The sequence below is a fragment of the Bdellovibrio sp. HCB290 genome (assembly GCF_047305925.1).
GTDB lineage: Bacteria > Bdellovibrionota > Bdellovibrionia > Bdellovibrionales > Bdellovibrionaceae > Bdellovibrio.
In genome coordinates, this window is record NZ_CP178620.1 from 2148767 (window position 1) to 2172630 (window position 23864).

Below are 23864 nucleotides of genomic sequence, written 5' to 3' on the forward strand. Positions count from 1 at the left end.
GAAAGCAGAGCCTTAAGACCCTAAAATGATTACCCATCATCGGGCGCCGTTGGATTAGCCTAATGTAACGAAAGTTACAGTGACAGTAAAACCGAGCCCGTGTCATACCTCTGCCATGGCAAGCAAAATCAAAGAACCGTCCCCACTCGTGGAATCCGTATTAGTTTTAGACAGTTACCTTTCAGAAATCGTTCGTCTGGGCGATAAAATTCAGACTATGGATTTAAAATCTGACTTCGATTTTGAACAGGCGCAAAAGCTAATGAACCGCTTTGCCGAATGCGGGCAAGGGGTTTCCGACGGGGTTCTTAAACTTTCCCAAAACCTGACCAAAGCCCGCGCCAAGGCAGAAAAGGCCGCCGAAGTGATTGCCGAAAGAGCCACCCTTCTGGAGGCCCGCCACAATCTGCACCAACAAAAAATGCAGGACTTCAGCCTCTTGGGACAAAAGGTTGCAGCCCTAACTTTGTCACTGAATGATCTAAAACGCCCCGAGGGTTCCACTTTGACTGACGAAGATCGCAACAACCTTAAAACTCGCTTGGCTGACTTCGACACGCAATTGGAACCACTTATCCAGGAAGCCAAAGACCTTAGAACCAGCGCTCAAGAATCCAGAATTAAAACCTTGGAGCAAAGCACGGAGTCTTTGGTGCAAAAACTTACCACGGTAAGAAAGCAGCTTGAGACTTTTAAAGCGTGATTAACGCGGTTCAAAACCGTTCGGTTCTGCATCGCACCACCTCACTTCGCAACTTTCTCTAGCGCTGGCACATAGAGTTCACAATATGCTAGCATAGTCCTGCGATGAAAAAGATTTCAGCTATCTTCATTTGTGTAATTGTTTTGGGAGGTTTGCGATTCTGTTACTATGGATCTCTCACACGCTCGTGTATTTACACTGAAAACGAAGTTCCTCTCACCGCAGAAATACTTTCTTCCAAAGTTCGCTTTATAAAACAAGCCGCAATCCTTCGCGGAACCGAACCTGGATACAACTGTTTAGAACAAATGGCTAAAATCCCAAATCAAATCGTGCAGGCCGAATCCGCACGCTACTACCCTAATATAAAAAGTGACCTTGTGGGAGCCGACTCAACCTTGGAACTCACTCCGATAAAGCTCATTGACGTAACCAAACATGGTATAACAACCATGGATTCAGGCCCCGGCCCCATTCGCCATCTGATTTTGCAAGACCAAGCGGGAGTATTCTATCAAGTAGCGACAGTGAGCTTGGGCATCAACTCGGGCGATGAGTATCTTCAAGCCATTGGCCCTTCTGGCGCAGTTATCCTCAGTCCAGACACAAAGCTGACTGAAAAATAGCTTATGAGGTTTTAGAATGGAACGATTCGATTCAGTTATTTTTGATTTGGATGGAACACTTTGGGATACGACCAGCTCTTGCGCGATTGCGTGGAACAATGTTTTGTCTCGCCGCGGAATTCCATTTAGAACTATCACTGCTGACGACGTTCGCAAAGTGACTGGCAAACCTCATGACACCTGTATTCGCGAAATCTTTGTGGGCCTTCCTGAAGAGCAGCTGCAAGTGCTTATCGAGGACACCAAAACCGAAGACAACCTGATGGTCAGTCAGCTTGGCGGAACACTTTATGAGGGTGTTATTGAGGGGCTGACAGCCTTACAAAAGAAGTATCCCCTCTTCATCGTCAGCAACTGCCAAAGTGGATACATCGAAACATTTTTAAAATTTGCAAAGCTTGAGCATCTGTTCGTGGACATTGAGTGTTGGGGTAATACGGGAAAACCCAAAGCAGAAAATCTAAAGCTTTTAGCCGAACGCAATCGTTTGCAGAATCCCGTTTATGTTGGCGATACGACTGGAGACCACACGGCAGCACGTGCCAATGGTTTCAAGTTTTACTTTGCCGAGTACGGATTTGAAAAAAACCTGGAGAGTGATTTCAGCTTTGGCAACTTCACCACTCTGGTAAATTTTCTTCTTGAAAATGAAGACATCAAAATCCTAAGACAGTTTTATTCTCATTTAAACAACGCGGAAACTGATGCCGCTGTCAGTTTACTAGACGCCAGCATTTTCCGCACCGAGCCCAGCGAATTACCACAAGCTGGAACATACCGGGGCCTCGCAGAAATGCGCGACCACATAGCCAGCGGCAGAGCCACTTGGGCCGAAGGCGCCTGCGAACCGATGGAGTTTTTCGCCAAAGGAAACAAGATAGTCGTCACCGTCCACGTAAAAGTCCGACTGAAAGACAGCACAGAATGGATCGACGCAAAAATCGCAGACGGCTATGCACTAAATGAAGGACGGATCACCGAGTTCCACACTTTCTTGACCAAGGAAAAAGCCTTTGCCTGGGGCGGAATCACGAAGTAATACGATAAACCATGAATCAGGCCAATCATACTCGCTATGTTATTCTGCTGCATAAAAACGATCAGGAAACCAGTCTTGATACTATCTTTCGTCACGTTGAACACTTAAGAAAACTGGATGCCGAGGGAACACTTGTACTCTGCGGGCCTTTTACGGACCATGCCGGCGGTATGGTCGTGGTAAATGCTGCCAATAAAGAAGAGGCAGAAAAGATCGCCAAAGCCGACCCCTTCGTTGTTGAGGGCGTTAGAACCTACGAAGTACGAACCTGGTTGCTGGCTTGCGCCGAAAACAACTACTTGTCCTAAACAATGCTTCCGACTACCGTCGAATTGAGGCCAACTACACAGAGGAGACATAATGAAGATAGCCATTTTTCTAGCAACAATCATCTTCTCGGTCTCTTCCTATTCTGCAGAGTTGTCCTATCCTAAATTATTTTTTAGCTATAGCAGTCTTTACGATGGAGTTTGTTCGCAAGCTCCAGGAAAGACAATCAACACAGCCTGGTCACAGGAAGCCTTCGCCAAAACTCAAGAGTTTGAATCCATGTGGTTAGCGGAAGCTCCTGCTTTTATGGCGAAGCTATTCGAATTATTCAACAAGGGTTTTCAAAGAAAAGAAATGACGGCAACTCTTTCGGTTTGTCCTCAATCACCGTCGACCAGTGATCCGCTGATATTAGTTGTTAACACTTACCTTAAAAGCTATATGGGCGATAAGCCCGTTCAACAAGGATATCAATTCGCCGATCTGGTGTTTCATGAACTTCTGCACACCTGGGTTCGCGAGAATATCCCTTTCCCAAGCCCGCTATATGAAAAATACAAAAATGAACCTCCCGTCGTCAGAAATCATCTTCATTTGATGGCGGTTCAACAATACGTTTATTTAAAATTGGGCCGCAAGGATCTAGCCGAGTGGATCGATCATTTATATTCGAAAATGCCATCCCCTGCCTATAACCGCGCGTGGGAAATCGTAACGAAGATTGAAGGCTATCAACCTTTTGTCGATGAATTTCTAAAATCATCTCCAGCTGAACTTTGATCTTCGGGGTATCGATATGTATAATACTTCAAAACTATTCGTTCTAATTGCAGTCTTGCTACTTACAAATATTTCGCATGCAGCTTCGGATTCGACACTTGATATTTTCAAATCTTTAGCCGGAAGCTGGTCGATACAAGATAAAGTCACGGGCAAGATACTACCCTTCGAGATGAAGTACGAGCTAGGCTCCCGGGATTCAATTGTAACAGAGCAATTCGGGAAAGAACTCTCGGTGTTTCATCAAGACAAAAAAGACCTATTGATGACTCACTATTGCAACCGTGGGAATCAACCGCGCTTAAAACTATTAACCGGAAATGACCCAACTAAGATTGAATTCGAATTAGTGGATATTACGAACCTGGACACCCCAGATGATCCACACGTTCAGAAAATTGTTTATTGGGTTCTTGACTCAACCCATCTAGATTTAGAAATCATATGGCAAATCGGATCTCAGGTTAAATCTGAAAAATATAGCCTAACTAAAAAAATAAAATGATTAAATTCATTTGTGCCGTCCTTATTCTATCCATATCCGTTGCAAGTGCTAAAGAAGTCGCACTTACTATTGACGATGCTCCCCTTTCTGGAGGTCTCATTTACTCCGGGCCAAAGCGCACAAGTCGTTTTATTGATGTTTTGAAAAAAGAGAAGATTCAAGCAGCGTTCTTCTGCAACCCAAGTCGACTGAACCAGGATGATGGCGCCGCAAGACTCACCCGTTATGCGAATGCTGGGCATATTATTGCAAACCACACTTTCTCGCACCCAAGCCTAAATCAAGTGACTGCGAGTGAATACGCCAAAGAAATAGAACGGGCTGAAAGCATTCTTAGCTCTTACAGCACATTCAAAAAATGGTTCAGATTTCCTTTTCTCCATGAAGGAAGAACTATCGAAAAGCGAGATGCAATTCGCAAACATCTAGATGATTCTGGTTACATAAATGGATATGTGACGACTGATAACTACGATTATGTCATCAATGACTTTGTCCAAAAGGCCATGAAGAAGAAGCTGAAAGTAGATTTAGACCGTGCTTGCGATATGCTGAGCGATCTCAATCTCTTTGGCTTGGAAGAACAGGAAAGATTAGCTAAGAAGCATCTTGGAACCAGTGTCACCCAAGTACTCCTGATGCATGAAAACGACATTGAAGCTTTTTGCCTTGATAAATCAATCGCCAAACTCAGATCAAACGGATGGAAGATCGTATCGCCAGAGCGCGCATACAGCGATCCCACACTAAAGGCTGCTCCCAATACATTATGGTTGGATCAAGGGCGATTAGCCGCCATCATCGCAGCCACAGACGGAACCATGTACAAGTCGAAATGGGAAAATATCAACGAACTTCAAAGAGAACTCATCAAAAGAAAAATCGCACCTACCGACGCAACACCATAAAAAGCACAAACAACTACTTTTCCTAAACAATGCTTCCTAATTGCCTTGCTCAATTTCTTCCGCAATCCGCCGAATATACGAACCAAATTCCGGGTCCTCGCCAATCAGTAGGCCAGGCAAGGCCTTTCTAAAATCCTCACGCTTACACCAATCGCGCATGTAGTCGTCCCAAGACATCCAAAGACGTTTCGAGCGAGCAGACATGTTTTCAGAGTAAACAAAAATATAGGCACGTTCAAAAAGCGACGTAAGAAGCTCGAACACTATTTTCTTTCGCTCTTTTTGGCTCGCATCCAGCTGTTCCTCTGGAATCTGATCGGACATAAGCTTCAGGTCGGCATTCTGAATCAGCATCTTTAAAAAATAGGAATAGCCGTCAGAAAGCTTTTGATAAATTTCATCCTCTTCATTCTGTCGTTCTTTTCTTTGGTTCAACATGAAAACGACAATTGCAAAGGGCAAACCGATCACAGTGACAACGTAACTGGCATTTTCCCAAGATAAGCCCATCGTTGATCTCTCCTCTGTTTCCGCAATATTGATAAATGACGGTACGAAACACGCTCTGCAATATGAGATTGCCTTGACGTCCCTATCCTCAAAGCTACCATCACGTAATAACAAAAGTGGAGAAATTATATGGAAGCTTCCGTTGTATCCAGACAAGAAAAAGCAACAAATGTGGCGCCAGCGACCTTAAACTTCTCTGCAGTATTGATATTCTGTGAAAACATTCGAGTTATGACCGATTTTTATTCCGACAAGCTGGGTCTACCAATCAAAGATTGTGGACAGACATGTTCATCTTTTGAAACCAGTTTTGGCTTAGGAATCACATTACGCCAAGTGAAAATGGATAATTCAGATCAAAAAAGAGATCACATCGTCTTAGGGTTTTACGTTGATGACATTGAAAAGCTGAAAGAACAATTAGCTGCCAAAGGCGTAGAAATGGGCCCCATTCAGTCGCGATCCATTGGCAAAGTAGCTGAAATCAAAGATCCAGAAGGCAACATCATCGGCTTTCAGCGGCTACCATCCTAAGTCGTCAGCGACGTATTTATTTAGGACGGAAGCTTTTCAAATTTTTTAATAGTTTCAAGCCCGTTGCTCCAAGGAGCGCGGCTTGAGCAGAACAAATGAGCATTGGGCTTGATTGCTATTTCAGTATCAAGACTGCCTGCAGGTACAACTACCAGTTTTCCATCCATCTGCAGGTTCGGTAAAGCCGAACCACATTCCTTGCAGAAGCTCTTCATGTGCCTAGTTGTAGGAAGATTAAAGGTCTTAACTTGGTCGGTGCCGGCTTTCCAAATTAATTGAGCACTTGTCGAAAACAGATTCGCAGCATGTGCAGAACCCGTATCCTTCTGACAGTACTTACAGTGGCATAAAAAGAAACTTTCGAAAGTTCCCGCGATTTCAAATTTAACCTGCCCGCAAAGACATGAACCAGAATGTTTCTCTTCCATAAGACCTCTGATATGGAAGTATATCCAACTGCCATTGATGAAACAACGAGTTGTTGGGTTTTAGATTGATATCGCGATTCTTCTCGCACACCATTAGGGACATGACTTTTCTTAAATCCGATCACTACATTATCGACTTTCGTAAAAACACGAAAGAACATGTTGGAACCTTCTATGCAACCAAAGAAGTTGAAGTGCAGAACGCTCGAATACTTCTCGCCTCCCCTGGTCCCGCGCAACCTGCAATAATGAAGCTGGAAGGCCAGGATCTATTGGGATTTAAAACCTACATTGAGGGCAATAAGAGCCCTATTACTACCGGGCGATTCCTGAATAGTGAATATGAAGAAATGATCTTTGAATCCGACCTGCCCGATAAAGGACTTAATATCGAAGGAGTATTGTCAAAAATATCAGACAAACTTTTCGTTTCCACCAAAACAGTAAAGAATAAATCCACCGGAGAAAAGGCTGCAGTCATCCAGGAGATCATCAGCATTATTGATAAAGATGAGTACGAGAAAGCCACGTAACGCATCTCAAAACCGTTCGGTTCTGCAGCGCTTCCGTAACATTTCACCTGCCACAAATGGAACACACGATCCAACGTTCAAAGCGAGCCTCAATGGGACCAGGCAGCAATAAAAACCATGCGCACCATTTCACTAATTGACGTGTATTCGTGCCGGTGCACTAATTAAGACCGTGGCAATTACAGAAATCAAACTACCTAAAGTCATTTTCGAAAGCGGTTGGTTGCTTGATGAGTCCATCGCAGAGATCGAGGGCTCTTCACTCAATGATGAGGCTATTGCTGAAACAAGTTCTCGCCTACCTGAATTTCAAGAAAGCTGGGATCACCTTGGCCCTCGTCTTCTCGAGCCTGTTATGACGAATTTTGGAATTACCTTTGCAGAGCAGGATATCAAAGCATTTCTACTTTGTGGTAAGCTCCACTCGCAAAGCCATCCATTGCTTATCAATGTAAAGCGCTATCTGGCGTGTTTGAACAACACGCCAGATCCGATGCATGAATTTGTCGAAGTCGTGTTTCACGAACTCCTTCATATTCTCCTGCAAGATCGGCTATCTGCCTGGCCGACGCCCTCCATTAAGCAATTTGAGGACGAGAACTTCGAAGTACAGGCTCACCTCCATCTAATGAGTTTGCAGAAATTTTCCCATATGAAGTCAGGCCGAGATATTAAATCGCTTGAAAAGTGGTACGGAGATATTGGGCCAAATTACTCTCGCGCTTGGGGCCTTATATCTGATGACCGCACCTTCAAAACCCTGCTTGATGAAATTCCGAACTATTTTACTAAAAACATCGGCGATCTAGTAAAATGAGATGCATTTACCTTCTACTAGTAACCTTCATTCTGAGTTCTTTAGTGCAGGCAAAGGAAATTGCCCTTACTTTTGACGACGCTCCCCGAAGCGCCGAGGGCCACTTGGACGGACCAACAAGGGCACAACTTCTCATTGAGGGGCTTAAAAAAGAAGGCGCTGTCGAGACCGCGTTTTTTGCCACTTCATCCAACTTAGACAAAGAGGGAATGACTCGCCTAGAAGCATATGCCAACGCTGGGCATATCATTTCTAATCACGCGCATACGCATCCTGATTTTAACCAAACTGCCACCTTAGACTATATTAACGATTTTAAAACGGCAGACAGGCTTCTTTATAAATTTCCTAATTTTGAAAAGTGGTTTCGCTTTCCATATCTAAGAGAAGGCAATCAGCTGGAGAAACGCGATTCCATGCGAACCGCACTTCTTGATGCCGGATATAAAAATGCTTACATCACAATCAACACCTATGATTGGTATATGGATGAGCAATTTCAAAAAGAAATAAAAGTAAATCCCAATCTAGATCTCACAAAGATGAAGTCTTACTATGTCGCCATGCTTTTGAATGCAGTTGAGCACTACGATGAAATGGCGATCAAACATCTTGGCCGCTCTCCGAAGCACGTAATTTTACTTCATGAAACCGACACGAATGCCCTATTCCTACTCGACTTTGTATCTGCTCTAAAAGCAAACGGCTGGAATATTATTTCTCCACGAGAAGCATACAAAGATGATCTTTCTAACTACGTAACGCCCAATATTTTTAAATTCAATCCCGGCAGAATCGGAGAAGTCGCCAGAGACAAAGGCCAAACCCAAGGGTTATGGCCCGAATCCTGCGACGAAGAGTTTCTGGACAGAGAGTTTAAGCGACAAGTTCTACAATAAAAGCGAGCCCCGAAGGGGCCAGCCAGAATAAAACCACGAGCACCATTCCCTCTCCAAATTTCAAGTTCCGCAGTGCTCTGTAGTTAACTAGAAACCACAAAGACAACATCGCGCCAAAAATAAAACTTAATAAAAAGAGAAAAGCCCAAGCGAGGACTGTCCGAAGAAATTTGGAGAGGGAATGGTGCCTCGGGCCGGAATCGAACCGGCACGACCCTGTAAAGGAATCCCAGGATTTTAAGTCCTGTGCGTCTACCAATTTCGCCACCGAGGCAATCGGGCAATTGTGGAAAAGAGATCTTACCTGTCTTTGGATAAAGGTCAACTTTGGGCGCGGCGTTAAGATTAAAAAATGAAGCCACCCATGGTGACATAAACGGAATAGAGCTGCGAGCGCCCATCCAGCGAGGATCTTGCCACTACAACAGGCACATCTTTCTCCATCTGAATACCGCTTTCCCGGGTCAACCACTCCCCGGTCAAAGCCACTTCCCAGAACCAAACAGTTTTTGTTTGCGACAATCGCATCCCGCCCCAGGCTACACCCAACAGAGGTCCTTCAAATTGAATGCGGTTATAGACTTCTTCGAACTCGGGAATCTTGCGGCCATCCAGATAGATCACATTAATATTGGAACCCGCGAATCCCCTAAAATAGGGAACCTGCTCGTCAAACCAACCGGCCGGCAGACGGTAGCGAAAGCCCACTGACAACTGCGTTCCCCAAATACGGTAATCATTCACTCGCGCAAACTTAATCAGGGAGCTGGCCTCTAACGCCCATTTATCGTTCAGATAAAAACCAACATCCGTTTTACCGGCGATACCGGCACCGAAATCTCGCGAAGAGCCATCAACCAAATAAGCCCCGCCTTGAATACCAAGACCTGCGGCAATATGGGTTCCCTCCCGCCAAATTTGATGGATCGCGGAAGCATTAGGATCAGATTCCTGAAGTAAATAGTCCTTCTGCTCTTGCGCCAAGGCCTGAAGGGAAACTGAAGCTGCAATGATGGATAAAAGAATTTTTATCATTCAAAACTCCAGCTGACATTCACGCCTTTGAAATTTTCAGAAACAATGGGAGCCACATAACCATAATGAGAGCTCGGCAGAAGAGTAAAGGGATTGAAAATATAACCCAACAATCGGTACGGCGTGGTTTTCTTTGAGTGATAATAAAAACTCAATTTTTCAAACCCCACACCCACGACCGTCCCCAGAACCGGGGTCAAATACATATCCTGAAAACTTGGAACCTCAGTCACCGTTTCAATAGTAAATTCAAACGCCATGGAAGAAGCGATCGTCCAATAAAATGCGGTAACTTCATCATATCCACGCGAACGATAAAACTGATAATACAACTGTCCTGAATAGGCGTGCTTAAAGATATTGTAGTCGTAAGTGTCTTTGTCATAGTCCGGATGCCAGGGATTATTGATCCAATTTTTGAAGGATCCATTATCTTCGATGGTTTCCCACTGAGTGACAAGATAAACACCCCACTGCAAACCATACATGATTCCGAAATTTTTTATTTTCTCGTTCTCAGCGTAATCAGTTTTAGGAATATGTTTGTACTCTTCAAACAAACCCGACGGAGACTTCTCGGTCAAAACCGAAACTTCCGAACCAGTTGTTGACTCCTGCGCATAGGAATTCACCGCGCTGAAAAACACGGTCGCGCACAGGATGAACCTAAAAACTTTGCGAATAGTTGACAATCAAGCCTCCCGGTACTGGAACCGGATAAAATGTGATCGGATCTTTTTCACCTCTGGTAACCATGGCACTGGCGCGACCCCAATAAAATCCCAGAGCTGCCGCTGCGACCGTGTCACTGAGCCAATGCACTTGTGAAGCGATTCGCGAAGCTCCAATAAAGGTCGCCGTCGTATAGGCTGCAGTTCCAATCCAGGGACCGTAAGAATAAGCAAGTGACGTCGCAATCGCAAAAGCATTGGAGGTATGTCCCGAGGGCCACGACCAACCACGATCACCCGTCGGTCGTTGACGATTAATACTTGCCGCCAAGGTCACATGAGTCAGAGTCGTTAAGGACATCGCCCGAAGAGCCTGCAAACCCGCAGTCTGATCCCACCAAAGTTGTGACACTGCCAGAATCACACCTGGTCCACCACTTCCCAACATCGCTCCCAACTGTCTCCAGTCTTCTGACATAACATCGTGATTTTGCGTGTACTCAAGAACCTTGTCATCTTGTGAAGCCGCAGCTGCCGATGCCATCAAGCCACCGACGATGATGCGTGCTCCGGTTTCATCAAAGCCTTTCACAATCGTGGGCTTGAATTGATCCTCCCACAACCATGGAAAAAATGGCTTGGAATCCGTAGGATCATTCCAATGCCATCCTTCAGATGAATAAGCATAATCCATAAATGAAAAAGCAAACATGAGAGTGGCAATTATCAGGCGTGAAAATATCATTTAGAGAGTCTAACTGCTTTTCAACAACGTCGTCAAAGCGATCTTATTTTGCTGTCCTTTGGAAAGAGGAGTATAACCAGAGCTGAGGCTATTCTATGTCCACGACTCCCACTTCGACTTACTCGGCGTCACCCTCTTCGAATCGTTTGCTTTGGCTTGTTGCCATCGGCTTTTTCATGGAGACGCTGGACGCGACGATTGTTAATACCGCGCTTCCCTCCATGGCAAAAAGCCTGAACACAAGTCCGTTCATGATGCAGGCAGTGGTGATTGCTTATGCTCTTACTATTGCTGTCTTAATTCCTGCTTCAGGCTGGATCGCGGATCGCTTTGGAACCCGTAAAGTTTTTTTCTCGGCTATCCTCATATTCACAATCGGTTCTTTGTGTTGCGCGGTCTCGCAGACCCTGACTCAGTTAGTGGTTTCACGAGTCCTGCAGGGAATCGGGGGCGCGATGATGATGCCCGTTGGTCGTCTTGCAGTGCTTCGCGCTTTTCCAGCGAATCAATTTTTACGAGCCATTAGCTTTGTAACGATACCGGCGTTGGTGGGCCCTTTGATTGGTCCCACTCTGGGCGGATATTTGGTTGAATACGCCTCCTGGCACTGGATATTTCTGATCAATATCCCAGTGGGAATTGTTGGTTGCATCGCCACCTATATCGACATGCCCGACATTCGTGGAGTGGAGACCCCAAAATTTGACGTGACCGGATTTATTCTGCTGTCACTGAGTATGGTGATGATTTCCCTAGCACTGGATGGAATGTCAGAGCTGGGACTTCCGCAGGCTGCAGTATTAATTTTAGTGGTGTTTGGTCTGGCGTCGTTAAGTGCTTACTGGTTGCACGCCCGCCGCGTACCCCGTCCTTTGTTTTCACTTTCGTTGTTTCAATCTTCCACCTATACGATTGGACTTTTGGGAAATTTGTTCGCTCGGATTGGTAGCAGCAGTATGCCCTTCCTGATTCCTCTGTTCCTGCAAATCAGCTTGCACTACTCGCCCTTTGAGGCCGGCATGACCATGATCCCAGTGGCACTGGCGGGAATCTACGCGAAAAAACTGGCAACTCCCCTGATCACTCGGTGGGGTTATCGCAATACACTGGTCTATAATACTTTATCGGTGGGAATCATGATGGCGAGTTTCGCAGTGATCACTGAAAACCAACCACAATGGTTGCGCATCGTCCAACTGCTGATTTTCGGAACAGTCAATTCACTGCAATTCACGGCGATGAATACTCTGACCTTAAAAGATCTGCAGCCGCGTTTAGCTTCCAGCGGGAACAGCCTTTTTTCAATGGTGCAAATGCTGGCGATGAGTTTCGGGGTTGCTGCCGCCGGAGCTTTGCTGGCCACTTTCGCCGCGCACTACCCTGGTGCTGAAGGAGGAGGCATGGCTTTGGGCGCCTTCCGTGCGGCCTTTATCTGCATGGGATTAATCACCTGCAGCTCGGCCTGGATCTTCTGGCAATTGCCTGCTGAAATGGTGGGTCGCCCCAAAGACACTGAAAAAGTCATGGTGGAATAACAAAACCCTCCGACGCTGCATTTCAGCGGCGCTTTTCAGATGAAAGTCCCAGGAGGATCTACAATAATCCTTGCTGAAATTAAACAGGGGATTTTCTATGGCATTTCGTTGGATCGGCAAATCACAAGACGGCAACACAGTTACGCTGAAAAAACTTATCGACTGCCCTGTGCAAACGCCCGAGTACGTTTCAGAAAACTGGTTGCACACCAATCAGGATCTGGTTCGCACCGCGATGGTGCTGGATGTGGAAACCACGGGACTAAATCAAAACGAAGATCAAGTGATCGAAATTGGTTTGCGCCAGTTTGATTTCAACAAAAACACCGGCGAAGTTTTGCGCTTGGGAAAATCCTACTCTGCACTTCAGGATCCAGGCCGTCCCCTATCCCCGGAAATCGTGGCCTTGACAGGTATTACGGATGAAGATCTGGCAGGGCAAAAAATTGATTGGAACCACGTTGATCAATTGATCTCGGAATCCTGCCTTGTAATTGCTCACAACGCCAAGTTTGACCGCCCGTTCATTGATCGCAAATCCAAAACCTCCAAAGAAAGAATCTGGGGCTGTTCATTCAAGCAAGTTGATTGGCACTCAAAAGGATTTAACAGTCCAAAGTTGGAATTGCTGAATATCTATCACGGTTTTTTCACAGATTCCCATCGCGCTTTGAACGATGTGGATGCTTTGCTGTATCTATTAAGCATTCCTGAAACTCAAAGTGAAAAACCCTACTTGATGGAGCTTACCACGAACGCCAAACGCATGATGACTCATATGATTGCCAGCTCGGCGCCATTTGAATCCAAAGAGCACTTGAAATCCCGTGGTTATGGTTGGGATAATACCAATCGTTTTTGGTCCAAAGTGATTTTCAAAGACGATGTAAAGAACGAAATCACGTGGCTTGAAGACGTCGTCTATAGCGGCCCCTTCAATGGAATCCAGCGTGATATTCCTTTGATGGATAACTTTAAGTAAACTTACTTTACCGAGATAATTTCGTACTCGCGAACCTGCTCGCCTTGTTCAACCAAGGCGACGTCACCTTCGTACAAATCTAAAAGCGCTTCGCCCAAGGGACTGCTGGGTGTGACGATTTGAATGCGTTTACCTTCAAAGTCTACATTCACGCCACCCCCATGGGTCATCATGAACAGCAAACTGTTTTTACCTTTGTGCTCGACTTCAATGAGTGCTGTGCCCGCGATCTTATCTTCAGGACCGAAGTCCTTAACCGCAACGTGCTTTAAAATAACCAATAATTCTTTGATTTCACTGATACGTTTGGCCTGACCGCGCGCCAGATAAGACGCTTCCAGACCGCGGGTGTCGTATTCATTCTCGGGCTTGCTTTCCTCGTGCGTGACCGCCTCGATAGTGGCCTTGGCAACTGCCGTCAAATTCGTCAGGTCTTTTTCAAGTTCGCCTCGAATATGTTCAATCAGTTTTTTCTTATCCACTTTGCAACTCCAATGCTACAATGACTCCTTTAGGGTGACTGATTTAAAGAAGGATTGCAATATGTCTGACTCGTTTCTTGCCATTGATTTTGGAACCAGCAACTCCCTCGTGGGAGCGTTTCATCAAGGTAAAGTGCACGGGGCCCTTCCTTTGGATCCTAAGTCCGCAGATCCCACACTGATGCGCACCCTGCTTTACTTTCCAACTCCCGATCTGTGTTACTACGGTGCTGAGGCTATTGAGCAATACATCGAACAAGACATGGAAGGACGTTTGTTTCGCTCTTTCAAATCCCATCTTCCCAATCAAAGCTACCTGGGCACAGTGATCGAAAACCGCATCGTGACTTTGGAAAACATGGTGGGGATATTTTTGTTAGAGCTTAAGAAGCGCGCTGAAAAACATTTGAATCACACAGTGACCAAAGCGGTCATCGGCCGTCCCGCACGCTATTCGATGGACCCCGTGGCTGACGGCTTTGCCCTGCACCGTATGGAAAAAGCCGCAAAGCTTGCTGGGTTTGAAGAAGTTCAATTCGTTCCGGAACCTTTGGCAGCGGCCTTTGATTACCGCAAGCAAATCACCAAGGAAAAAATCGTTCTGATTGGTGACTTTGGTGGTGGTACTTCGGATTTCACTTTAATCCGCCTGCGCGCGGAAGGTTTTGATAACAAAGACGTCTTGGCTATTGATGGTTGCCCTCTTGCGGGCGACGCCTTGGATTCCGTATTCATGAGTCATCGCTTAAGTGATCACTTCGGCGCAAAATCCCGTTATCGCCTGCCTATGAGCAGTAACGTTTTAACCATGCCTCCAGCGATTTCGCAAAAACTGAATCACCCCGCGCACATCGTGCATTTAAAAGAGCGCGACACTTACGAGTTTATCCGTGAAGTTAAAAAATGCTCCCTGACCGCGATGGACAAGGAAAGCATCGAGCGTTTGTTCATTCTATTGGAAGATCAGCAGATCTTCCCGTTCTTTGAAGCCATTGAAAAAACCAAGCGGGGCCTGTCAGCCGCGGATCACGCTGAATTCAGCTTCGACTACCCTGGCATTGAATTGTCAGAACAGTTCACCACCAAACAGTTTATCGACTGGGCGATGAACACACGGCAGAAGATTTTTGAAGGCTTGGATCGCTGCCTGGAATCAGCCCAAATCTCCCCTGAACAAGTCGACTTGGTTTGTCTCACGGGTGGAACAGCCAAAGTTCCTTTTATTCAGTCTGAACTGGAAAACCGCTTTGGCAAACCGAAGCTTCAAACCCAAGCTCACTTCCACTCCGTGCTTTCGGGCCTGGTGGAATCGGCAAGCTTTTGGGCAAACGGCCAAAAGGTCACTTAATTTTCAGCTCATATTCAACCTGTTAGCTTTCACTGGCTGTCATCTAAAACCATGACAGCTGTCTAACTTTTTCGTTTCTACTCCCCTTATTTTACAAATGGCACTGGCCCTTAAGTTGCTTTGTCTCATTGTACGGAACGTTACTCACTGTACTTCACTTCAATAATCTGCTCTGGGGAGGGCTCGATGATGAAAGCACTCATCTATATTAACGGTATCCACGCACTGCCAACTGGATTTAAAAAAGACAAAACCTTAAAAACTGAAATCGTCGAAAATCCTTACGATCTGCGCGAGCTGATGAAGCTTGATCCCGAGTCCGAAAAAATCATCGTCGCGTATTTGCCCTTTTTGGAGGTGCGCCATTACGAGCTTTACCGCCACCTGCAAAAAAACACGGCCAACTTAAAGATCTTTTTCATCGTGAGTGAATTATCCAGCACTATGCGCATCCGCCTAAAAGCCGACAATGATTTCGTTGTGATGTGGAAAACCGAGGAAGGTAACATCGTCAGAAATATTCACAAGTATTTGGATGGTAAAAATGTGGAGTCACGTCAGGATCGGCGCGAACACGCCACCTCGAAAGGCCTGGTCAGTCCGTCGAAACTGCCATTGGGCAATCAAAACAAAGGATTTCAACCAATTCTGGGTGGCAGCTTTGAAAATCTCTCGCCCCACGGCTCCTGTATGAAAATTCAGGCTCCTTTTTACGAACACAAGGACTTCGTGAATTTGACATATCAAAACAAAGAGGGCGACTTTGTCTCTTTGGAGGGTCAAGTGCGCTGGGCCAAATGGAATAAAGAAACCAACACCCAAGAGCTGGGCGTGCAATTCCTTTCCTCTGTCGTAGTTTAAATTTTAATTAATGTACGTTTTTAATGCGGGGAGCAGCAGATCGTTGGCACTGCTTCCCGCGTGTCTTTTCTTGCATGCCTTAAGGAAACGCAGTTTAATCTAATCCATGATTGAAGCATTAAAAGAACGATCCGAATTGATCACCTGGATTATCCTTCTGCTGTTGGCAGGTCTTTTTACCTACATCAACCTTCCCTTCCTACTGCCACTACTCCTTGCTGGCATTTTTGCGATGGGCCTCATTAACTTTGTAAATCGAATTTGCAATAAGTCCCGCGCACCGCGCTGGTTAACGATTGCGGGTCTTACCATCATCGGGGTGGCACTGGTATGGTTACCTTTGACACTGGCAACTTACCGCATCGGCGTCCACCTGGCTTCGCCTCAAGAATTTGCAGCGACTCCAGTCATGACTCAGTTAAAAAACCTGCAGACCTCCGGTTTGAACATTCTAAAACAAGCCACCCAGTGGACCGGATACGATCTGGTCACGCCGGCACAGGGAATGATTGCTTCTGTCTTTGGAAAAGTCGGTAGCTGGGCCCTGGAGTTTTCTTCAGCCCTGGTCACGCAACTTCCAGGCATTCTGTTTAATTTTTTTATTTTCGTTTTGTTTCTGTATGCGCTCTTACTTAAAGCGGCACCCATCAAAGAATTTGTCATTCGCTACAGCCTGGTCGACGACACTCTGACGGAAAACTTGATCAAAATCGCCAAGGAAGCCTGCGCAGTAACGTTGTTTTCCACGTTCGTAATCGGTGTGATTCAAGCCTTCTTAATCGGGATTGGTGGTTTGATCTTCGGCGAAGGCGACTTCTGGCTTGTGGTCACAGTGACTTTCGTCGTTTCGTTCATTCCGATCATTGGTGCCGCCCCTGTGGGCTTCTTGCTGGCTATTCTGGCCTTCATCGGCGATCGCATCGGTCCCGCGATCGGCATGGCCATCGTCGCAACCCTGGCTGGCACAATCGACAACATCCTAAAACCAATTTTGGCTGGCAATATGGGTGATCAAAAAATCAATCCTCTGGTCGGCTTTACATGCGTGATCGGTGCCGTCATCATGTTCGGCATCCCGGGATTGCTATTCGGCCCGGTCATCATGAACCTCGCCTACGGCGCAATCCCGTTGCTATTAAAGCACCTAAAACACAACGGCTCCTCCTTCTTCACTCACGACACCTAACAACCGAACCTGCTCACGCAGGTGCGCAAAAGGTACGGACACACTTTTGCCGCGACCGTTAGACTTTTCTTAGGAATGACTTGAAGAAGTCGTTTCCTTTGTCGTCGACGATGATGAAGGCTGGGAAATCTTTTACTTCGATTTTCCAGACGGATTCCATGCCCAGTTCTGGGAAATCCAGTACTTCCACTTTCGTGATACATTCTTTACCCAAACGCGCGGCAGGACCACCGATGGAGCCCAGGTAGAAGCCACCGTGCTTTTTACAAGCGTCAGTCACTTGCTGCGAGCGGTTGCCCTTACCTAGCATGATCATCGAACCACGCAGGCTTTGGAATGTATCCACATAAGGATCCATACGCTCTGACGTTGTTGGACCGAAAGAACCGGAAGCATAACCTTTTGGAGTTTTCGCAGGACCCGCGTAGTAAACCGCGAACTGCTTAAAGTAATCTGGCACACCTTCACCGCGATCAACTTTTTCTTTAAGCTTTGAGTGCGCAATATCGCGCGCCACAATCATCGGACCGTTTAACATCACGCGAGTTGCGACCTTCAAGGAAGAAAGAATTTTTAATGTCTCTTCAATCGGCTGATTCAAATCAATGCTGATCGCTTCCGCAGCTGTGTCTTGCAGATGATTTGGCAGATACTGCTCTGGGTGAAGTTCCAATTGCTCTAGGAAAATACCCTCGCGAGTGATTTTACCGCGGATGTTACGATCTGCGGAACAGCTCACGCCCACACCAATCGGACAGCTCGCACCGTGACGAGGCAGACGGATCACGCGCACATCATGCACGAAATATTTTCCGCCGAACTGCGCGCCGATACCGGATTCACGCGCCCACTTTTCAACTTGTTTTTCCATTTCAAGATCACGGAAGGCACGTCCGCCTTCAGAACCAGTTGTTGGTAAACCATCCAGGTAACCTGCAGAAGCATACTTAACAATTTTCAAAGTTTCTTCAGCCGAAGTTCCGCCCACACAAAATGCCAAATGGTACGGAGGACATGCGGCAGTCCCCAAAGACACCAAAACTTCCTTCACAAACTTCTCAAACCCTTCCGGATTCAAAACCGCTTTGGTTTTTTGATGCAAATAAGATTTATTGGCAGAACCACCGCCCTTAGCCAGGAACAAGAAATGATACTCGTCGCCTTTTTCAGAATAGATATCAATCTGTGCAGGTAAGTTGGTGCCAGTGTTTTTTTCTTCAAAAAAGGAAACAGGCGCCATTTGGGAAAAACGCAGGTTGCGTTTTTGGTAAGTATTATAGACCCCTTTGGACAAATACTCTTTGTCATCGAATCCAGTGAATACAGACTCCCCTTTTTTTCCGACAACAATGGCGGTTCCCGTGTCCTGGCAGGATGGGAACTCCATTTGTGCAGCGATAATGGCATTTTTCAAAAGATCCACCGCAACGAAGCGATCGTTCGCAGAAGATTCCGGATCCTGAAGGATGTTTTCCAGCTTTTGCAGATGGGCGGAGCGCAACAAGTGCGACACATCGCTCAATGCCTCCTGGGAAATCAATTCCAATGCTTCAGGTGCAACAACCAGAACCTCACGGTCACCGATTTTTTGAACGCTGACGTGATCTGAGGAAATCTTGCGATATTGAGTTGTATCTTTTTGCTTTTCATAGAGGGGAAAGTACTTAAATGACATGCAACTGAGAATAGCATAACCGCGCACTCCGGCAAGGTTTGATGCGTACGCGCGCAACCCCTCGGAGGGCTTTTTAAGGTGGGATTTTTTGGTGGGACTTCGAACGCCGCGAAAGCGGCAAATATGTGGGACCGGGGCTCTCTGCGTTCGAGAGGGGTCCAAGGACCTTCCGAGGGAGGAGAATCAAACTTGTTGTCTCCTTCTGATACCCAACTTATCAACCTGGACCTATAAGCACAAAACGATAATATTTGTCCTTCCCATAAGATTTGCTTATGGATGAAAAACACCCCTTTCGCGGTTTAATTGGCGCTCGCAGAGGGATAATTGCTCTACTGTCGATGTAAAATGTGCAGAATATATTCCAAATGTGAATAGAAGGCCGACTACCAATGTCGTGATGCGCTGAATTTATAGCCATCTGAGAGTGAAATTGACCAAATCCTAAAGATTGTGAAGCGAATAAGCGCACTCCCCCGATTGCAAATTCCTTTTTTATCGCTTACGTTCACCCCGCAAATAAAATTTTGGAGGCTTTCATGGCTTTGTTTCTAGTGGGACTGTGTCTTGCTGCGGTAATCATCCTTTACTTCAGCAACAATCCGTTGGGTCATTCGCGCAAGTTTATGATCCGTCGCTTTATCAACTGGTTCCCTCTGGGCATGTCTTATGCCTTCCTCTATATGGGACGTTACAACCTGAACGTTTCCAAAAATGCCCTGGGCGACATGATGACCAAAGAACAATTCGGTATCATCTTTGCCGCAGGTACAATCACTTACGGTCTTTCTTTCCTTATCAATGGTCCGATCGTCGATAAAATCGGCGGTAAAAAAGGAATCATCATTGCGACCCTGGGTTCCTCACTGATGAACTTACTAATGGGTGGCGCGACTTACCTTTATTTGATGGGTCGTTTGAAAACAAACATGGTTGTAGCATTCTCCATCCTGTTTGCGATGAATATGTTCTTCCAGTCTTACGGTGCAGTCTCCATCATCAAAGTAAAAGCTTATTGGTTCCACGTTCGTGAGCGCGGTGTTTTCGGCGCGATCTTTGGTACGTTGATTTCCTTCGGTGTGTACTTCGCATTCGACTGGGGTCAGGCAATCGTTGAGGCTTCCAAGCTTCACATCGAAGGCCAGATGACGGCTTTCCAAAAATTCATTCAGCACATCTTTGCGATCGACACGGGCATGACCAATGCCACTTGGTTGGTGTTCACAATCCCAGCATTCCTTTTGATCTGCTGGGCATTGATTGACATGATTCTATTGAAGGACTCTCCAAAAGAAGCCAACTTTGGTGATTTCGATACCGCGGACGCTTCTTCCGATGACGACGAAAATCTTAAGATCACGATGAAAGTGGTTCTTAAAAAAGTATTCTCCAGCCCGATCATGTACACGATCGCTTTGGTGGATTTCACTTCCGGCGTTCTTCGTAACGGCATCATGCAGTGGTATCTGGTTTTCGCCCACGAAATGAAAGGTGTGGACGAGAACTTCTATAACGCTTCTCAATTCTTCATCAAAAACTGGGGCTTGCTACTGTGCCTGACGGGCATCATCGGTGGCTTCATGGCGGGTATGCTTTCAGACCGCGTCTTCCAATCACGTCGTGGTCCTCCAGCAGCGATCAACAACGCGTTGATGATCGTGCTTTTGATCGTTATGTCCATCTTCCTGACGAAAGAACCAAACATCGTGGGTGGTGCTGCCGTATTGATCACTCTTGCAGTTATCGGGGTTCACTCCCTTATGTCTGGAACTGCTGCCGCTGACTTCGGTGGTAAGAAAATGACTGCCACAGCTTCTGGTATCGTGGATGGTTGCGTATACTTGGGTTCAGGTATTCAATCCCTTGCAATCGGTTACCTGTCAGTGAAAAGCTGGCACTACTGGCCGTTGTTCCTATTGCCATTCGCTTTCATGGGCTTGTTCCTTTCACTTCGTATGTGGAATGAACTTCCAGAAGCGACAAAAAAGTACATCCTGAAAAAAGAGCAGGAAGCTGCCAAAGAACAGGGCACGACCATCGGTGCTGGCGATCCAGCAACAAACTAAAAGCTTTAAAGGCTCACCTCTGGTGGGCCTTTTTTGTATCCTTACAATGTGATCAGGGCTGGTCTTGCCGTCGACAGGGGGTTTCGTGCGCAATAGTGGTAAGCGCGCGAAATTCATCTGCAGGAGGACGGTATGACGATTATCTGGGCCATGGATGCCTTTGAAGACAACAAAGAACTGAATCTTAAAATGGCCACCTATCTGACTCGCCTGCACGAACGCACCGGAGCCGATATCTTGCCCGTCTATCTGCTGCGAGAAAATGAAATCGTTCTGCCAAGCTACGAAGTACCGACTTGGGTCACAGATCACTCCAGAACAGCGGAGGCGTTGTTTAAAGAGGTGCTGGAGGACTATCACCTGCCTTTCCTGCTGGAACCCAAGGTCATTCCACACGCCTCCCAATCCCATGCCGGAGCTGCCGAGACCCTGACTCATTTTGCAGATCGCATCAAGGCCGAAATGATCGTGGTCGGAAATCACGGGCGTCAGGGATTTCAAAGATTTTTACTGGGAAGTTTCGCAGAAAGCCTGCTCATGGAGTCCGACGTGCCGGTGATGGTGGTGGGCGCGCATGCCACTGCCAAGCCGATCACAAATATTCTGTTTCCGACAGAGTTTGGAGATCACTCAAAAGAAAACTTTCGTCAGGTGCTAAATTTGGCAAAATCGCTGAATGCCGAAGTAACACTTTTCCACTGCATCGCCCGCCCTATTGAAAGTCTTTTTGAAATGGACACCCGTCCAAAGATTTATAATTTCAAAGGCAAGATGCTGACACTCGAACAAATCGTCGAGCAACAGATTGAACATCAATCACAACGTGCCCATCACTGGGTGACCTGGGCTCATAACGAGGGCGTCACGGCTCAGTATCAGATCGACAGCTCTTATAAGTCGGTGGATGAAGCAATCCTTGAGGCTGCTTCGCAGATGAATGCCGGATTGATTGTGATGGAGGCCCAGAGCGGGCCGATGAGTTCGGCGATTTTAGGAAGCTTCACGCGCAACGTGGTTCGTAAAGCCTCCTGCCCGGTCTATGTCATCACCAGACACTTTTATGACCGTCCCGAAGATCGCTTCATGGACACGCCAGCACCCTAGCTGACACGTCCAGATTGAGGGCGCATGCCCGCAGGCAGTTTTTTATAGGCATTGTTCAAATGCGTTTTCAAAGTCGCTTTGGAAATAAAAAGCTGCTCTGCGATTTGCTGATTGGTTTGCCCCTTCATTACCATCTGAATGATGCGAACTTCACTGGGAGTCAATCCGCGTCCGATCAGGAACTCGGCCTGTTTGTCAGTCTTATCCACATTTTCGGAAAGTGGATGAAGAATCGTTGTGATGTTGTCACCGTTCTTGACCATCATAACGTCAACGTAATGCCCATCGATGTGTTGATTCTTAAAAAGGTTCATACCTTCTTGTAGCGGCGAAATTTCTGCGACCTGTTTGCACATATCCGCGCAAACAGCGTTCTGACAAACAGAACCGACACGGTCACCGCATGTCGACTTGGACAAATCATTTTGCTCCAAGACTTCATTACCGCCATTTCGAACACAAACGCTCAGTTTAACATTTCCGCCCATGGAATTACCTCCCTGCAGAGCTTAGCCTATTATCCTACGAAAATTCAATTTGCCGAATGACCAGGATCATAGTTTAAAGATTTCAGCAAATGTGAGGCCTGACTGCATATGCTTAATGACTCAGCATGACGAAACAGGATGTTCTCACTGTGCACGTGACTTCATCGTACATCCTTTATTACAGAAAAGTAAGAAGGCACCTAACTTATTCCCATGGAAATTCGTGGAATTTTGTATAAGTTTTGATGTAATTATCCGTATAAAATTCGTAAAACGACCGTTTTTGGATGGTTTTATTGCGACCAAGTAATAAACAAAGAGCTTTTAGGGCTAGTTTCAGAATAAGACAATGGTTCAGAAAAATTTCTCATATGTACCCCTCCGCAAATCCTAGGTACTGCTAAATGATACTTAACCAACTAGTATTGAATATCAAACCAGTATGACCGAATATGAACCTGAGCTTAGTTAATAAACCTCAACAAGGAGGAAATCATGGGTGCAAGTCCAATCAGCCACAACAATCCGGACAAAAAGTATATGCTGAAAATTCCGGTGCAAAAACGTTCTAAAGAAACTGTGGCAAGCATCGTAGAATCCTGTGCGAGACTTTTAGTGCAGGAACCATATCACGCAATCACTACGGATAAGATTGCTGAGATGGCGGGAGTAAGTATCGGTTCCCTTTATCAATTCTTTGCCAACAAAGAAGCCATCGTCGCTGCTGTGATCGATGATCTTTTGCAAAAAGACTTGGTATATATTGAAGAGAATCTGGCAAAACTGACAACGACCGACCTGGATACTAAAATCCACGCGTTCATTGATATTGGTTTCGCTCGTTTCCACGACAACCGTCCTTTAAGAACAGCTCTTCAGGGTGTTCAGGGAATGTTGGATTACTGGGAAACTCGCCGCGTGTTCTTTGAGCACTACCAAAAAGCCGTCTTAGTGCATATGCCGCAAATTCCAGGACGCGATCGCGAGATGATTGCACTGTTCATCGTGAGCAGCTTCAATAACATCCTGCAGTTGAGCCTTTTGGGTCCACAGTCTCCGGAACGGGAAAACGAGATCAAAAAAGAAGTGTATACTTTGATCAGTCGTTATTTGAAAACTTAAAGCAAGAGAAAG

27 protein-coding genes and 1 tRNA gene are annotated in these 23864 nt (G+C 46.1%); 19 read left to right on the forward strand and 9 right to left on the reverse strand.

Features of this window, described 5'->3' with window-relative positions; all coding sequences use genetic code 11:
• Positions 1–115: 115 nt before the first annotated feature.
• The 7 genes from ACLVWU_RS10610 (at position 116) to ACLVWU_RS10640 (ending at position 4831) form a co-directional block, all read left to right on the forward strand.
• Entirely contained in the window at positions 116–703 is a 588-nt protein-coding gene (locus ACLVWU_RS10610; RefSeq protein ID WP_413574670.1) for a hypothetical protein, read from the forward strand.
• A 104-nt stretch (positions 704–807) separates the two neighbouring features.
• Positions 808–1329, forward strand: a complete 522-nt coding sequence (locus ACLVWU_RS10615; protein ID WP_413574671.1) for a hypothetical protein — start codon at positions 808–810, stop codon at positions 1327–1329.
• A gap of 16 nt (positions 1330–1345) precedes the next feature.
• Complete coding sequence (locus ACLVWU_RS10620; protein WP_413574672.1) at positions 1346–2368, forward strand: HAD-IA family hydrolase; 1023 nt, start codon at positions 1346–1348, stop codon at positions 2366–2368.
• An 11-nt stretch (positions 2369–2379) separates the two neighbouring features.
• Complete coding sequence (locus tag ACLVWU_RS10625) at positions 2380–2676, forward strand: YciI family protein (protein WP_413574673.1); 297 nt, start codon at positions 2380–2382, stop codon at positions 2674–2676.
• A gap of 52 nt (positions 2677–2728) precedes the next feature.
• Entirely contained in the window at positions 2729–3418 is a 690-nt protein-coding gene (locus tag ACLVWU_RS10630; protein ID WP_413574674.1) for a hypothetical protein, read from the forward strand.
• A 16-nt stretch (positions 3419–3434) separates the two neighbouring features.
• On the forward strand, positions 3435–3923 hold the full coding sequence (locus ACLVWU_RS10635; RefSeq protein ID WP_413574675.1) for a hypothetical protein: 489 nt from the start codon (positions 3435–3437) through the stop codon (positions 3921–3923).
• A complete protein-coding gene (locus tag ACLVWU_RS10640) occupies positions 3920–4831 on the forward strand; it encodes a polysaccharide deacetylase family protein (protein ID WP_413574676.1) in 912 nt (303 codons plus the stop codon). Before ACLVWU_RS10635 ends, ACLVWU_RS10640 begins: the two co-directional genes overlap by 4 nt.
• Before the next feature lie 36 nt (positions 4832–4867).
• On the opposite strand, the gene ACLVWU_RS10645 is transcribed toward ACLVWU_RS10640, so the two are convergent.
• Positions 4868–5341 (reverse strand): hypothetical protein, encoded by a 474-nt coding sequence (locus tag ACLVWU_RS10645; RefSeq protein WP_413574677.1) that lies wholly within the window; start codon positions 5339–5341, stop codon positions 4868–4870.
• Positions 5342–5470: 129 nt separating this feature from the next.
• Here ACLVWU_RS10645 and ACLVWU_RS10650 point away from each other — a divergent pair, with 129 nt between their 5' ends.
• On the forward strand, positions 5471–5875 hold the full coding sequence (locus ACLVWU_RS10650) for a VOC family protein (protein WP_413574678.1): 405 nt from the start codon (positions 5471–5473) through the stop codon (positions 5873–5875).
• A 20-nt stretch (positions 5876–5895) separates the two neighbouring features.
• On the opposite strand, the gene ACLVWU_RS10655 is transcribed toward ACLVWU_RS10650, so the two are convergent.
• Complete coding sequence (locus ACLVWU_RS10655; protein ID WP_413574679.1) at positions 5896–6303, reverse strand: GFA family protein; 408 nt, start codon at positions 6301–6303, stop codon at positions 5896–5898.
• Between the two features lie 101 nt (positions 6304–6404).
• On the opposite strand from ACLVWU_RS10655, the gene ACLVWU_RS10660 reads away from it, so the two are divergent.
• From ACLVWU_RS10660 to ACLVWU_RS10670, 3 genes are all read left to right on the forward strand, one after another.
• A complete protein-coding gene (locus tag ACLVWU_RS10660; RefSeq protein ID WP_413574680.1) occupies positions 6405–6836 on the forward strand; it encodes a hypothetical protein in 432 nt (143 codons plus the stop codon).
• A gap of 172 nt (positions 6837–7008) precedes the next feature.
• Positions 7009–7653: a hypothetical protein gene (locus ACLVWU_RS10665; RefSeq protein WP_413574681.1), complete on the forward strand. Its 645-nt coding sequence runs from the start codon at positions 7009–7011 to the stop codon at positions 7651–7653.
• 44 nt (positions 7654–7697) lie between these two features.
• Positions 7698–8552, forward strand: a complete 855-nt coding sequence (locus ACLVWU_RS10670) for a polysaccharide deacetylase family protein (protein WP_413574682.1) — start codon at positions 7698–7700, stop codon at positions 8550–8552.
• 182 nt (positions 8553–8734) lie between these two features.
• On the opposite strand, the gene ACLVWU_RS10675 is transcribed toward ACLVWU_RS10670, so the two are convergent.
• The 4 genes from ACLVWU_RS10675 to ACLVWU_RS10690 form a co-directional block, all read right to left on the reverse strand.
• Positions 8735–8826, reverse strand: a tRNA-Leu gene (locus ACLVWU_RS10675).
• Between the two features lie 71 nt (positions 8827–8897).
• Complete coding sequence (locus ACLVWU_RS10680; protein WP_413574683.1) at positions 8898–9587, reverse strand: hypothetical protein; 690 nt, start codon at positions 9585–9587, stop codon at positions 8898–8900.
• Entirely contained in the window at positions 9584–10279 is a 696-nt protein-coding gene (locus ACLVWU_RS10685) for a DUF3943 domain-containing protein (RefSeq protein ID WP_413574684.1), read from the reverse strand. Before ACLVWU_RS10685 ends, ACLVWU_RS10680 begins: the two co-directional genes overlap by 4 nt.
• On the reverse strand, positions 10254–10970 hold the full coding sequence (locus tag ACLVWU_RS10690; RefSeq protein ID WP_413574685.1) for a phosphatase PAP2 family protein: 717 nt from the start codon (positions 10968–10970) through the stop codon (positions 10254–10256). The genes ACLVWU_RS10685 and ACLVWU_RS10690 overlap by 26 nt, the downstream gene beginning before the upstream one ends.
• A 128-nt stretch (positions 10971–11098) precedes the next feature.
• Here ACLVWU_RS10690 and mdtD point away from each other — a divergent pair, with 128 nt between their 5' ends.
• Together mdtD and ACLVWU_RS10700 are read left to right on the forward strand one after the other, a co-directional pair.
• Positions 11099–12538: a multidrug transporter subunit MdtD gene (gene mdtD / locus ACLVWU_RS10695; protein ID WP_413574686.1), complete on the forward strand. Its 1440-nt coding sequence runs from the start codon at positions 11099–11101 to the stop codon at positions 12536–12538.
• A 97-nt stretch (positions 12539–12635) separates the two neighbouring features.
• Entirely contained in the window at positions 12636–13520 is an 885-nt protein-coding gene (locus tag ACLVWU_RS10700) for a 3'-5' exonuclease (protein ID WP_413574687.1), read from the forward strand.
• 2 nt (positions 13521–13522) lie between these two features.
• Here ACLVWU_RS10700 and ACLVWU_RS10705 read toward each other — a convergent pair whose 3' ends face one another.
• Positions 13523–14002 carry a hypothetical protein gene (locus ACLVWU_RS10705; protein ID WP_413574688.1) on the reverse strand — a complete coding sequence of 160 codons (480 nt, stop codon included), beginning with the start codon at positions 14000–14002 and terminating at the stop codon, positions 13523–13525.
• A gap of 61 nt (positions 14003–14063) precedes the next feature.
• On the opposite strand from ACLVWU_RS10705, the gene ACLVWU_RS10710 reads away from it, so the two are divergent.
• From ACLVWU_RS10710 to ACLVWU_RS10720, 3 genes are all read left to right on the forward strand, one after another.
• Positions 14064–15350, forward strand: coding sequence for an Hsp70 family protein (locus ACLVWU_RS10710; RefSeq protein WP_413574689.1), 1287 nt, complete (start codon positions 14064–14066; stop codon positions 15348–15350).
• A gap of 186 nt (positions 15351–15536) precedes the next feature.
• Positions 15537–16211, forward strand: a complete 675-nt coding sequence (locus ACLVWU_RS10715) for a PilZ domain-containing protein (RefSeq protein ID WP_413574690.1) — start codon at positions 15537–15539, stop codon at positions 16209–16211.
• A 106-nt stretch (positions 16212–16317) separates the two neighbouring features.
• Positions 16318–17397 (forward strand): AI-2E family transporter, encoded by a 1080-nt coding sequence (locus ACLVWU_RS10720; RefSeq protein WP_413574691.1) that lies wholly within the window; start codon positions 16318–16320, stop codon positions 17395–17397.
• Between the two features lie 58 nt (positions 17398–17455).
• On the opposite strand, the gene ACLVWU_RS10725 is transcribed toward ACLVWU_RS10720, so the two are convergent.
• On the reverse strand, positions 17456–19072 hold the full coding sequence (locus ACLVWU_RS10725) for a fumarate hydratase (RefSeq protein WP_413574692.1): 1617 nt from the start codon (positions 19070–19072) through the stop codon (positions 17456–17458).
• Positions 19073–19611: 539 nt separating this feature from the next.
• On the opposite strand from ACLVWU_RS10725, the gene ACLVWU_RS10730 reads away from it, so the two are divergent.
• Both ACLVWU_RS10730 and ACLVWU_RS10735 read left to right on the forward strand, forming a co-directional pair.
• The gene (locus tag ACLVWU_RS10730) at positions 19612–21138 is read left to right on the forward strand and encodes an MFS transporter (RefSeq protein ID WP_413574693.1); all 1527 of its coding nucleotides are present in this window, start codon (positions 19612–19614) and stop codon (positions 21136–21138) included.
• A 132-nt stretch (positions 21139–21270) separates the two neighbouring features.
• On the forward strand, positions 21271–22242 hold the full coding sequence (locus ACLVWU_RS10735; protein WP_413574694.1) for a universal stress protein: 972 nt from the start codon (positions 21271–21273) through the stop codon (positions 22240–22242).
• On the opposite strand, the gene ACLVWU_RS10740 is transcribed toward ACLVWU_RS10735, so the two are convergent.
• Positions 22239–22730 (reverse strand): response regulator transcription factor, encoded by a 492-nt coding sequence (locus ACLVWU_RS10740; RefSeq protein WP_413574695.1) that lies wholly within the window; start codon positions 22728–22730, stop codon positions 22239–22241. The genes ACLVWU_RS10735 and ACLVWU_RS10740 overlap by 4 nt on opposite strands.
• Before the next feature lie 495 nt (positions 22731–23225).
• On the opposite strand from ACLVWU_RS10740, the gene ACLVWU_RS10745 reads away from it, so the two are divergent.
• Entirely contained in the window at positions 23226–23852 is a 627-nt protein-coding gene (locus ACLVWU_RS10745) for a TetR/AcrR family transcriptional regulator (protein ID WP_413574696.1), read from the forward strand.
• Positions 23853–23864 lie beyond the last annotated feature (12 nt).

Excerpts from the sequence above, each read along its gene's own strand:
- ACLVWU_RS10725 (WP_413574692.1), bottom strand. The coding sequence starts at position 19,072 with ATGTCATTTAAGTACTTTCCCCTCTATGAAAAGCAAAAAGATACAACT.
- ACLVWU_RS10740 (WP_413574695.1), bottom strand. The coding sequence starts at position 22,730 with ATGGGCGGAAATGTTAAACTGAGCGTTTGTGTTCGAAATGGCGGTAAT.
- ACLVWU_RS10640 (WP_413574676.1), top strand. The coding sequence starts at position 3,920 with ATGATTAAATTCATTTGTGCCGTCCTTATTCTATCCATATCCGTTGCA.
- ACLVWU_RS10630 (WP_413574674.1), top strand. The coding sequence starts at position 2,729 with ATGAAGATAGCCATTTTTCTAGCAACAATCATCTTCTCGGTCTCTTCC.
- ACLVWU_RS10735 (WP_413574694.1), top strand. The coding sequence starts at position 21,271 with ATGACGATTATCTGGGCCATGGATGCCTTTGAAGACAACAAAGAACTG.
- ACLVWU_RS10700 (WP_413574687.1), top strand. The coding sequence starts at position 12,636 with ATGGCATTTCGTTGGATCGGCAAATCACAAGACGGCAACACAGTTACG.
- ACLVWU_RS10660 (WP_413574680.1), top strand. The coding sequence starts at position 6,405 with ATGACTTTTCTTAAATCCGATCACTACATTATCGACTTTCGTAAAAAC.
- ACLVWU_RS10615 (WP_413574671.1), top strand. The coding sequence starts at position 808 with ATGAAAAAGATTTCAGCTATCTTCATTTGTGTAATTGTTTTGGGAGGT.
- ACLVWU_RS10730 (WP_413574693.1), top strand. The coding sequence starts at position 19,612 with ATGGCTTTGTTTCTAGTGGGACTGTGTCTTGCTGCGGTAATCATCCTT.
- ACLVWU_RS10625 (WP_413574673.1), top strand. The coding sequence starts at position 2,380 with ATGAATCAGGCCAATCATACTCGCTATGTTATTCTGCTGCATAAAAAC.
- ACLVWU_RS10745 (WP_413574696.1), top strand. The coding sequence starts at position 23,226 with ATGGGTGCAAGTCCAATCAGCCACAACAATCCGGACAAAAAGTATATG.
- ACLVWU_RS10715 (WP_413574690.1), top strand. The coding sequence starts at position 15,537 with ATGATGAAAGCACTCATCTATATTAACGGTATCCACGCACTGCCAACT.
- ACLVWU_RS10635 (WP_413574675.1), top strand. The coding sequence starts at position 3,435 with ATGTATAATACTTCAAAACTATTCGTTCTAATTGCAGTCTTGCTACTT.
- ACLVWU_RS10645 (WP_413574677.1), bottom strand. The coding sequence starts at position 5,341 with ATGGGCTTATCTTGGGAAAATGCCAGTTACGTTGTCACTGTGATCGGT.
- ACLVWU_RS10720 (WP_413574691.1), top strand. The coding sequence starts at position 16,318 with ATGATTGAAGCATTAAAAGAACGATCCGAATTGATCACCTGGATTATC.
- ACLVWU_RS10710 (WP_413574689.1), top strand. The coding sequence starts at position 14,064 with ATGTCTGACTCGTTTCTTGCCATTGATTTTGGAACCAGCAACTCCCTC.
- ACLVWU_RS10650 (WP_413574678.1), top strand. The coding sequence starts at position 5,471 with ATGGAAGCTTCCGTTGTATCCAGACAAGAAAAAGCAACAAATGTGGCG.
- ACLVWU_RS10620 (WP_413574672.1), top strand. The coding sequence starts at position 1,346 with ATGGAACGATTCGATTCAGTTATTTTTGATTTGGATGGAACACTTTGG.
- ACLVWU_RS10680 (WP_413574683.1), bottom strand. The coding sequence starts at position 9,587 with ATGATAAAAATTCTTTTATCCATCATTGCAGCTTCAGTTTCCCTTCAG.
- mdtD (WP_413574686.1), top strand. The coding sequence starts at position 11,099 with ATGTCCACGACTCCCACTTCGACTTACTCGGCGTCACCCTCTTCGAAT.
- ACLVWU_RS10610 (WP_413574670.1), top strand. The coding sequence starts at position 116 with ATGGCAAGCAAAATCAAAGAACCGTCCCCACTCGTGGAATCCGTATTA.
- ACLVWU_RS10655 (WP_413574679.1), bottom strand. The coding sequence starts at position 6,303 with ATGGAAGAGAAACATTCTGGTTCATGTCTTTGCGGGCAGGTTAAATTT.
- ACLVWU_RS10690 (WP_413574685.1), bottom strand. The coding sequence starts at position 10,970 with ATGTTTGCTTTTTCATTTATGGATTATGCTTATTCATCTGAAGGATGG.